The sequence below is a fragment of the Citrobacter sp. wls826 genome (assembly GCF_005281245.1).
Taxonomy (GTDB): Bacteria; Pseudomonadota; Gammaproteobacteria; order Enterobacterales; family Enterobacteriaceae; genus Citrobacter; species Citrobacter braakii.
The window spans coordinates 43,072-53,055 of record NZ_SZWS01000024.1; the positions used below are offsets into that span (position 1 = coordinate 43,072).

Genomic DNA, 9,984 nt, shown 5'->3' on the forward strand with positions numbered 1-9,984 from the left:
AACCCGGAAACGAGCCCTTGCAGGGAATACGGCATGAAGCAGCAGGCAGGTATTGGTATTCTGTTAGCACTCACAACGGCAGTATGTTGGGGCGCTTTGCCAATAGCGATGAAGCAAGTGCTGGAGGTGATGGAGCCTCCTACCGTGGTGTTCTACCGTTTTTTAATGGCAAGCATTGGCCTTGGCGCTATTCTTGCGGTTAAAAAAAAGCTCCCTCCGTTGCGTATTTTTCGCAAAGCGCGTTGGCTGATCCTGTTGGCTATCGCTACCGGTGGGTTGTTCGGTAACTTCATTCTGTTTAGTTCATCCTTGCAATATTTGAGCCCAACGGCTTCGCAGGTTATCGGTCAGCTGTCACCGGTTGGTATGATGATTGCCAGCGTCTTTATCCTGAAAGAAAAGATGCGCGGTACGCAGGTGATTGGCGCCATTATGCTTCTGAGCGGCCTGGTTCTGTTTTTTAATACCAGTCTGATCGAAATTTTTACCCGACTCACCGATTACACCTGGGGCGTTATCTTTGGTGTTGGTGCGGCGATGGTCTGGGTGAGCTATGGGGTCGCGCAAAAGGTGTTATTGCGCCGCCTGGCATCACCGCAGATCCTGTTTTTACTGTACACTTTATGTACGATTGCGTTGTTGCCGTTGGCTAAACCCGGTGTCATCACGCAGCTCAGTGACTGGCAGCTGGCATGCCTTGTATTCTGCGGCCTGAATACGCTGGTAGGATACGGTGCTCTCGCGGAAGCGATGGCGCGTTGGCAGGCGGCACAGGTGAGCGCCATTATTACGCTCACTCCGCTGTTTACGTTGTTATTTTCAGATTTATTATCACTGGCCTGGCCCGATTTCTTCGCCAGACCGATGCTAAACCTATTAGGTTATCTCGGTGCGTTTATCGTGGTTGCGGGCGCGATGTATTCCGCCATTGGTCATCGAATTTGGGGCGGTTTACGTAAGCATGAAACGGTGGTTTCGCAGCCCCGCTCAGGCGAATGATTTACGGAGAGTAAAATGAAGTTTGTTGATGAAGCATCGATTCTGGTCGTTGCAGGTGATGGCGGTAATGGTTGCGTCAGCTTCCGCCGCGAAAAGTACATCCCAAAAGGCGGTCCGGACGGTGGAGACGGTGGTGATGGTGGTGACGTTTGGCTGGAAGCCGACGAAAACCTGAACACGCTGATCGATTACCGTTTTGAAAAATCATTCCGCGCGGAACGTGGACAGAATGGCGCGAGCCGTGATTGCACCGGCAAGCGTGGTAAAGATGTCACGATTAAAGTGCCTGTAGGTACGCGTGTAATCGATCAGGGCACGGGCGAAACCATGGGCGACATGACCAAACACGGTCAGCGTCTGATGGTCGCTAAAGGCGGCTGGCACGGTCTGGGCAACACCCGTTTCAAATCCTCAGTCAACCGTACTCCGCGTCAGAAAACGATGGGTACACCGGGCGATAAACGCGATCTGATGCTGGAGCTGATGCTGCTGGCGGACGTGGGGATGCTGGGCATGCCAAACGCCGGTAAATCGACGTTTATCCGTGCGGTGTCCGCGGCGAAGCCGAAAGTCGCTGACTATCCGTTCACCACCCTGGTTCCGAGCCTGGGTGTGGTGCGTATGGACAACGAAAAGAGCTTCGTGGTTGCCGACATTCCGGGTCTGATTGAAGGCGCGGCTGAAGGCGCAGGCTTGGGTATCCGCTTCCTGAAACACCTGGAACGCTGCCGCGTACTGCTACACCTCATTGATATCGATCCGATTGACGGTTCCGATCCGGTTGAAAATGCCCGTATCATTATTGGCGAGCTTGAAAAATACAGCCAGGATCTGGCGTCTAAACCGCGTTGGTTAGTGTTCAACAAAATTGATTTGCTGGACAAGGCTGAAGCGGAAGAGAAAGCGAAAGCGATCGCCGAAGCGTTAGGCTGGGAAGGTAAATATTACCTGATCTCCGCCGCCAGCCAGTTGGGCGTGAAGGATCTCTGCTGGGATGTGATGACATTTATCATCGAGAACCCGATTGTTCAGGCTGAAGAAGCGAAACAGCCAGAGAAAGTCGAGTTCATGTGGGATGATTATCACCGCCAGCAGCTCGCTGAAGTCGAAGACGAAGCAGAAGATGACTGGGATGACGATTGGGACGAAGACGACGAAGAAGGCGTTGAGTTCATCTACAAGCGTTAATCACATTAAAAACCCCGGCCATGTTGCCGGGGTTTTGTTTCCAGGTTTCAGAAGGCCGGATTAGGTGCGTTAGCGCTGCCATCTGGCAAACATACTCAGTTATTCTGATAAATATCCTTGTATAACCGGCTCTCGAAGCGGACCAGTGGAATACGGCGATTACGCTGATCGGCTGGCTCTACCGCATAACCAGACAGATACTGCACAAATGCCATGCGCTGACCGCTTGCCGTGGTGATGAAGCCTGCCAGGTTATAGACCCCCTGCAGTGAGCCTGTCTTCGCCGATACTTTGCCATCTACGCCAGCCTGATGCAGACCCGCACGGTATTGCAAAGAGCCGTCATGGCCTGCCAGCGGTAGCATGGTGATAAAATTCAGCTCGTTATCGTGCTGAGCGATATATTGCAGCACCTGCATCATGGTCGCCGGGGCAATCAGGTTATGGCGGGAGAGCCCAGAACCGTCGGCAATAATGGTGTTGCCGATATCAATACCCGCTTGCTGACGCAGAATCTGGCGTACGGCATCAGAACCTGCTCGCCAGGTACCTGGCACGTTAAATCGTGCATGGCCAATCATACGGAAAACGGTATCGGCAATCATGTTGTCCGATTTTTTCAGCATAATCTTAAGCAGGTCGTGCAGCGGCGCCGACTGCTTACTGGCTACCACGGTCCCCGGCTCGTTGACCAGCGTCTGGCGCAGCAGAGTCCCGCTGTAAGTGATACCGGCTTGTTTTAGCTCATCTTTGATAATCGCCCCGGCATAGCTGGCGCCGTCCTGAATAGCGAATGCCAGCGGCAGCGGATCGGCTCGTTGGGGCAGACATCCGGTCAACGTAAAGCGGTTGAGATCGCCTGGAACCACGTCCAGTTCACAATATTGCGCTTCGGCAGAGCCACGAGCGAGAGTACGCACCTGACTGAACATGGTGACCGGGTAGTAAGATGCCACGCGGATAAAGGCGAGATCGTTAGGTTTTTGCGCGCTATAGAGTGAAACCGAGAAACAGTTACGATCGACAATGGCTGCCGCGGGCGGTGCGCTAAAACACTGCGTCATGTCGTTCCAGGGCCAACCAGGCGCTTTATCATGGCTGGCGAAAATGGAGGTGTCGATCATGACATTTCCAGCAATTTGCGTCACGCCTGATTTTTTCAGGGTTGCCACCATATTGCGAATATCCTGACGTTTTAGCGTCGGATCGGCACCAAATCGCGCCACTAAGTCACCTTTCAAAACGCCGCCTTCCACGTTGCCTTTAGTCTCAAGCGTGGTGGTAAAACGAAAGTCAGGCCCGAGCTGAATCAATGCCGCCAGCGCGGTGATCACTTTCTGGGTACTGGCCGGCAGCGCCATCTGCTGGCTATGGTAATCAATAGCAGGAGCAGGTGCGCCAACCTTCTGTACCATAAGGGCGAGGTTGGCCCCGGCAGGGAGCTGATTGATATACTCGTCGACGTTCGCAGCCTGAACGCTGAACGCTATACTGGCAGTCAATCCAATGGTAAATCTGGAAAATCGCATAATCTCGCGCTAACAACCTGGAAACAGGCCGTCATACTACGGCGCAACGCCCCAAAAAGTAAACGATGACCCATAGGGAACTCCAGGGTAAAATGATCATCAAATAGAGAATTGTAGCTGACCTGGGACCCTGAGCCCCGGGTCGGTATTTTTTTGCTTCTGACTCTGGCATGGCGTATGCCAGAGTGGGCTTAGCAGCCGGGGTGAGAGCAGCCGCCCCCTACAGGAATGTTCAAGAGGTATAACAAATGCAAGCTATCCCAATGACCTTACGTGGTGCTGAAAAACTGCGCGAAGAACTGGATTTTCTGAAATCGGTGCGCCGTCCTGAAATCATTGCCGCTATCGCAGATGCGCGCGAGCATGGCGACCTGAAAGAAAATGCAGAGTATCACGCGGCGCGCGAACAGCAGGGTTTCTGCGAAGGGCGCATTAAAGATATCGAAGCCAAACTGTCCAACGCGCAGGTTATCGACGTCACAAAAATGCCGAACAATGGTCGCGTAGTTTTCGGCGCGACGGTTACCGTGCTGAATCTCGATAACGACGAAGAGCAGACCTGGCGTATTGTCGGCGATGATGAAGCCGATTTTAAACAGAACCTGATTTCGGTGAACTCGCCTATTGCTCGTGGCCTGATTGGTAAAGAGCAGGATGACGTGGTGGTTATTAAAACGCCGGGCGGTGAAGTTGAATATGAAGTAACGAAGGTAGAATACCTGTAATTCGCATCTTGGTTAAGATGTTGATACATTGTAAAGAAAGGAAAAAGGCCGCATAGCGGCCTTTTATCAACGAAGAGAGCGTGGCATTTTGCTCTCCTGCTAGCGGAAAATCCCGCGTTTTACACAAACTTCGTGTGCAACTTTGGGATATTCTTAGCGTGGCAGCGAGATTTTACGTTCTTTAGTCGGGCGATACAGTACCAGCGTTTTACCGATGACCTGTACATTGCAGGCGCCGGTTTCGCGTACGATAGCTTCCACGATCAAGGTTTTAGTATCGCGATCTTCCGAGGCGATTTTCACCTTGATAAGTTCATGGTGCTCTAACGCTTGTTCAATCTCGGCCAGTACCCCTTCGGTCAAACCATTGTTGCCAAGCATAACTACAGGCTTGAGCGGATGTGCCAGACCTTTCAGGTGCTGTTTTTGTTTAGTACTCAGATTCATCGTATATTTTTGCTTACGTTGGGATTGAAAACGGGTCATTCTACCGCCATCTCCCATATATCGCCAAATAGCTGTGTAGAAATTTACACCATTGGTTACGATGAACTGCCCTTTGGGAATGTGAAATGACAGGTAAAAAGCGTTCTGCCAGCTCTAGTCGCTGGCTTCAGGAACACTTTAGCGATAAATATGTTCAGCAGGCGCAGAAAAAGGGGTTACGTTCCCGTGCCTGGTTTAAACTTGATGAAATACAGCAAAGTGACAAAATTTTTAAACCGGGGATGACGATTGTTGATCTCGGTGCTGCACCCGGTGGCTGGTCGCAATATGCGGTTACGCAGATCGGCAACACTGGCCGCATTATCGCTTGCGATCTTTTACCTATGGATCCAATCGTTGGTGTGGACTTCCTTCAGGGCGACTTTCGTGATGAATTAGTCCTGAAAGCGTTACTTGAGCGCGTAGGTGACAGTAAAGTACAAGTTGTCATGTCTGATATGGCGCCAAATATGTGTGGAACACCGGCGGTGGATATTCCCCGGGCCATGTATCTGGTAGAGCTGGCGCTTGGAATGGCTCGTGATGTATTAGCGCCAGGTGGTAGTTTTGTAGTGAAGGTGTTCCAGGGCGAAGGCTTCGATGAGTATCTAAGAGAGATTCGCTCCCTGTTTACGAAGGTCAAAGTTCGTAAGCCGGACTCTTCTCGCGCCCGTTCGCGTGAAGTGTATATTGTAGCGACCGGGCGTAAACCATAACCGGTAGATTTCAAACGAAAGTTTGAAAGAAACTGGATATAGAGTATCCTGACGCTGTTTTTAACACAGTTGTAATATGAGGTTAATCCCTTGAGTGACATGGCGAAAAACCTAATTCTCTGGCTGGTCATTGCCGTTGTGCTGATGTCAGTATTCCAGAGCTTTGGGCCCAGCGAGTCTAATGGCCGTAAGGTTGATTACTCTACCTTCCTGCAAGAGGTCAATCAGGACCAGGTTCGTGAAGCGAAGATCAACGGACGTGAGATTAACGTTACCAAGAAAGATAGTAACCGTTACACGACCTACATTCCGGTTAACGATCCGAAGCTGCTTGATAACCTGCTGACCAAAAACGTCAAGGTTGTTGGTGAACCGCCTGAAGAGCCGAGCCTGCTGGCTTCTATCTTCATTTCCTGGTTCCCAATGTTGCTGCTGATTGGTGTCTGGATCTTCTTCATGCGTCAAATGCAGGGCGGTGGTGGCAAAGGTGCCATGTCGTTCGGCAAGAGCAAAGCGCGCATGCTGACGGAAGATCAGATCAAAACGACTTTTGCGGACGTTGCTGGTTGCGACGAAGCAAAAGAAGAAGTTGCTGAGCTGGTTGAGTATCTGCGCGAACCGAGCCGTTTCCAGAAGCTGGGCGGTAAAATCCCGAAAGGCGTCCTGATGGTCGGTCCTCCGGGTACGGGTAAAACCCTGCTGGCGAAAGCTATCGCAGGTGAAGCGAAGGTTCCTTTCTTCACCATTTCCGGTTCTGATTTCGTGGAAATGTTCGTGGGTGTCGGTGCATCTCGTGTGCGTGACATGTTCGAACAAGCCAAGAAAGCGGCACCGTGCATCATCTTCATCGATGAAATCGACGCCGTAGGTCGCCAGCGTGGTGCAGGTCTGGGCGGTGGTCACGATGAACGTGAGCAGACACTGAACCAGATGCTGGTTGAGATGGACGGCTTCGAAGGTAACGAAGGCATTATCGTTATCGCGGCAACTAACCGTCCGGACGTTCTTGACCCTGCGCTGCTGCGTCCAGGCCGTTTCGACCGTCAGGTTGTGGTTGGTCTACCGGATGTCCGCGGTCGTGAACAGATCCTGAAAGTGCATATGCGTCGCGTACCGCTGTCTCCGGATATCGATGCGGCAATCATTGCACGTGGTACGCCTGGCTTCTCCGGTGCAGATCTCGCGAACCTGGTCAACGAAGCGGCACTGTTTGCAGCTCGTGGCAACAAGCGTGTTGTATCGATGGTTGAATTCGAGAAAGCGAAAGACAAAATCATGATGGGTGCGGAACGTCGCTCCATGGTGATGACGGAAGCGCAGAAAGAATCTACCGCGTATCACGAAGCAGGCCACGCGATTATCGGTCGCCTGGTACCGGAACACGATCCGGTGCACAAAGTGACGATTATCCCGCGCGGTCGTGCGCTGGGTGTGACCTTCTTCCTGCCTGAAGGCGACGCTATCAGCGCCAGCCGTCAGAAACTGGAAAGTCAGATCTCCACGCTGTACGGCGGTCGTCTGGCCGAAGAGATCATCTACGGTGTTGAACATGTTTCTACCGGTGCGTCGAACGACATTAAAGTCGCGACTAACCTGGCGCGTAACATGGTTACTCAGTGGGGCTTCTCCGAGAAACTCGGTCCGTTGCTGTACGCTGAAGAAGAAGGCGAAGTGTTCCTGGGACGTTCTGTGGCGAAAGCTAAACATATGTCCGATGAAACGGCTCGTATTATCGATCAGGAAGTTAAACTGCTGATTGAGCGTAACTATGACCGTGCGCGTCGTCTGCTGAACGAAAACATGGACATTCTGCACTCGATGAAAGATGCGCTCATGAAATATGAGACCATCGATGCGCCGCAGATTGATGATCTGATGGCTCGCCGCGAGGTACGTCCGCCAGCGGGTTGGGAAGAACCGGGTTCTTCTAACAACAACTCTGGCAGCACCGGCAAGCCGAGTGCGCCGCGTCCGGTTGATGAACCGCGTGCGCCGGACTCTGGCACCATGTCAGAGCAACTGGGCGACAAATAAGTTATCGTTGATGATGACCGTGTTTTAATTTAAAACCCTGGGGCTTGCCCCGGGGTTTTTCTTATTTGTATATTCAAGATGTTATCAGGGATAAAACTATGAAACTCTTTGCTCAGGGGTCTTCACTGGATCTCAGCCATCCGCACGTCATGGGGATTTTGAACGTCACGCCAGATTCCTTTTCCGATGGTGGTGCGCACAACTCTCTGGTTGAGGCGGTAAAACACGCAAACCTGATGATTAACGCCGGGGCGACTATCATTGATGTGGGTGGTGAATCCACACGTCCAGGCGCGGCCGATGTGAGCGTGGAAGAAGAGTTGCAGCGAGTGATCCCGGTGGTGGAGGCGATTGCTCAACGTTTTGAAGTGTGGATTTCGGTCGATACTTCAAAAGCAGAAGTGATTCGCGAGTGCGCCAGAGTCGGCGCACATATCATTAATGACATTCGCTCACTCTCGGAGCCAGGGGCACTGGAAGCCGCAGCAGAAACCGGATTACCGGTTTGTCTGATGCATATGCAGGGTCAGCCGAAAACCATGCAGGAAGCACCAAAGTACGAGGATGTTTTTGCTGATGTAAATCGTTACTTTGTTGAACAAATAGCACGCTGCGAGCGGGCTGGAATCACAAAAGATAAATTGTTGCTCGACCCCGGGTTCGGATTCGGTAAAAATCTCACTCACAACTACACATTACTGGCACGTTTGGCTGAGTTTCATCATTTTAATCTGCCATTGCTGGTTGGAATGTCACGAAAATCAATGGTTGGCCAGTTGTTGAATGTGGGGCCATCCGAACGCCTGAGCGGGAGCCTTGCGTGCGCGGTCATTGCGGCAATGCAGGGGGCGCATATCGTTCGTGTCCATGACGTCAAAGAAACCGTAGAAGCGATGCGTGTGGTGGAAGCCACATTGTCTGCAAAGGAAAATAAACGCTATGAGTAATCGTAAATATTTTGGCACCGATGGGATCCGTGGTCGCGTAGGCGACGCCCCAATTACCCCTGACTTTGTGCTCAAACTGGGTTGGGCTGCAGGAAAAGTGCTGGCACGTCATGGTTCACGTAAAATTATTATCGGCAAAGATACGCGTATTTCTGGCTATATGCTGGAGTCCGCACTGGAAGCGGGTCTGGCTGCCGCCGGACTGTCGGCTTCTTTCACGGGCCCAATGCCAACACCCGCCATTGCGTATCTGACGCGCGCCTTCCGTGCTGAAGCCGGGATTGTTATCTCCGCTTCGCACAACCCGTACTATGACAACGGGATTAAATTCTTCTCCATCGATGGGACCAAACTGCCGGATGCGGTTGAAGAAGCTATCGAAGCCGAAATGGAAAAAGCGATCACCTGCGTGGACTCGGCTGACCTGGGTAAAGCTACCCGTATCGTTGATGCTGCCGGTCGTTATATCGAGTTTTGCAAAGGCACCTTCCCGAATGAATTGAGTCTGAGTGAGCTTAAAATTGTGGTGGATTGCGCTAATGGTGCGACGTACCACATTGCGCCAAATGTACTGCGTGAGCTGGGCGCAAACGTGATTGCTATTGGCTGTGAGCCAAACGGTGTGAATATCAATGAAGAAGTCGGCGCTACCGACGTCCGTGCCCTGCAGGCGCGCGTGATGGCGGAAAAAGCCGATCTGGGTATTGCGCTGGATGGTGACGGCGACCGCGTCATTATGGTTGACCACGAAGGCAATAAGGTCGATGGCGATCAGATCATGTACATCATTGCCCGTGAAGCCCTGCGTCAGGGGCAACTGCGCGGTGGTGCGGTAGGCACGCTGATGAGCAATATGGGCCTCGAGCTGGCGCTGAAACAGTTGGGTATTCCGTTTGCCCGTGCGAAAGTCGGCGACCGCTACGTACTGGAAAAAATGCAGGAAAAAGGCTGGCGTATCGGTGCTGAAAACTCAGGCCATGTGATCCTGCTGGACAAAACCACCACCGGTGACGGTATCGTGGCGGGCCTGCAGGTACTGGCGGCGATGGTACGCAACCATATGAGTTTGCACGACCTGTGCAGCGGCATGAAAATGTTCCCGCAACTGCTGGTTAACGTACGTTACACCGCAGGTAGCGGCGATCCGCTGGAACATGAAAACGTGAAAGCGGTGATGGCTGAAGTTGAAGCTGCACTGGGCAATCGCGGACGTGTTCTGCTGCGTAAGTCAGGTACTGAACCGTTAATTCGCGTGATGGTTGAAGGTGAAGATGAAGCGCAGGTGACTGAATTCGCTCACCGTATTGCCGATGCCGTCAAAGCGGTGTAATCACTAAAGACAGTGAAAACCGGAGTCTGG

9 protein-coding genes are annotated in these 9,984 nt (G+C 52.2%); 7 read left to right on the forward strand and 2 right to left on the reverse strand.

The features are described from left to right. Positions 1 to 33 precede the first annotated feature (33 nt). Positions 34 to 999, forward strand: a complete 966-nt coding sequence (locus FDW87_RS05265; protein ID WP_016154677.1) for a DMT family transporter — start codon at positions 34 to 36, stop codon at positions 997 to 999. A gap of 15 nt (positions 1,000 to 1,014) precedes the next feature. Beyond that, positions 1,015 to 2,187 carry an Obg family GTPase CgtA gene (gene cgtA, locus FDW87_RS05270; RefSeq protein WP_016154676.1) on the forward strand — a complete coding sequence of 391 codons (1,173 nt, stop codon included), beginning with the start codon at positions 1,015 to 1,017 and terminating at the stop codon, positions 2,185 to 2,187. 95 nt (positions 2,188 to 2,282) lie between these two features. On the opposite strand, the gene dacB is transcribed toward cgtA, so the two are convergent. Beyond that, complete coding sequence (dacB, locus tag FDW87_RS05275) at positions 2,283 to 3,716, reverse strand: serine-type D-Ala-D-Ala carboxypeptidase (RefSeq protein ID WP_046276011.1); 1,434 nt, start codon at positions 3,714 to 3,716, stop codon at positions 2,283 to 2,285. Between the two features lie 248 nt (positions 3,717 to 3,964). Between dacB and greA the strand changes: the two genes are divergently transcribed. Beyond that, a complete protein-coding gene (gene greA, locus FDW87_RS05280) occupies positions 3,965 to 4,441 on the forward strand; it encodes a transcription elongation factor GreA (RefSeq protein ID WP_016154674.1) in 477 nt (158 codons plus the stop codon). 153 nt (positions 4,442 to 4,594) lie between these two features. Here the strand turns inward: greA and yhbY are convergent, their stop codons facing one another. After that, on the reverse strand, positions 4,595 to 4,888 hold the full coding sequence (gene yhbY / locus FDW87_RS05290) for a ribosome assembly RNA-binding protein YhbY (RefSeq protein WP_003025016.1): 294 nt from the start codon (positions 4,886 to 4,888) through the stop codon (positions 4,595 to 4,597). A gap of 125 nt (positions 4,889 to 5,013) precedes the next feature. On the opposite strand from yhbY, the gene rlmE reads away from it, so the two are divergent. The 4 genes from rlmE (at position 5,014) to glmM (ending at position 9,954) form a co-directional block, all read left to right on the forward strand. Beyond that, positions 5,014 to 5,643 carry a 23S rRNA (uridine(2552)-2'-O)-methyltransferase RlmE gene (gene rlmE / locus FDW87_RS05295; RefSeq protein ID WP_003025015.1) on the forward strand — a complete coding sequence of 210 codons (630 nt, stop codon included), beginning with the start codon at positions 5,014 to 5,016 and terminating at the stop codon, positions 5,641 to 5,643. A gap of 99 nt (positions 5,644 to 5,742) precedes the next feature. Further along, positions 5,743 to 7,677 (forward strand): ATP-dependent zinc metalloprotease FtsH, encoded by a 1,935-nt coding sequence (ftsH, locus tag FDW87_RS05300; RefSeq protein WP_019077783.1) that lies wholly within the window; start codon positions 5,743 to 5,745, stop codon positions 7,675 to 7,677. A 98-nt stretch (positions 7,678 to 7,775) separates the two neighbouring features. Then, positions 7,776 to 8,624, forward strand: a complete 849-nt coding sequence (gene folP / locus FDW87_RS05305; protein ID WP_047413952.1) for a dihydropteroate synthase — start codon at positions 7,776 to 7,778, stop codon at positions 8,622 to 8,624. After that, positions 8,617 to 9,954, forward strand: coding sequence for a phosphoglucosamine mutase (gene glmM, locus FDW87_RS05310; RefSeq protein ID WP_047413953.1), 1,338 nt, complete (start codon positions 8,617 to 8,619; stop codon positions 9,952 to 9,954). The genes folP and glmM overlap by 8 nt, the downstream gene beginning before the upstream one ends. Positions 9,955 to 9,984 lie beyond the last annotated feature (30 nt).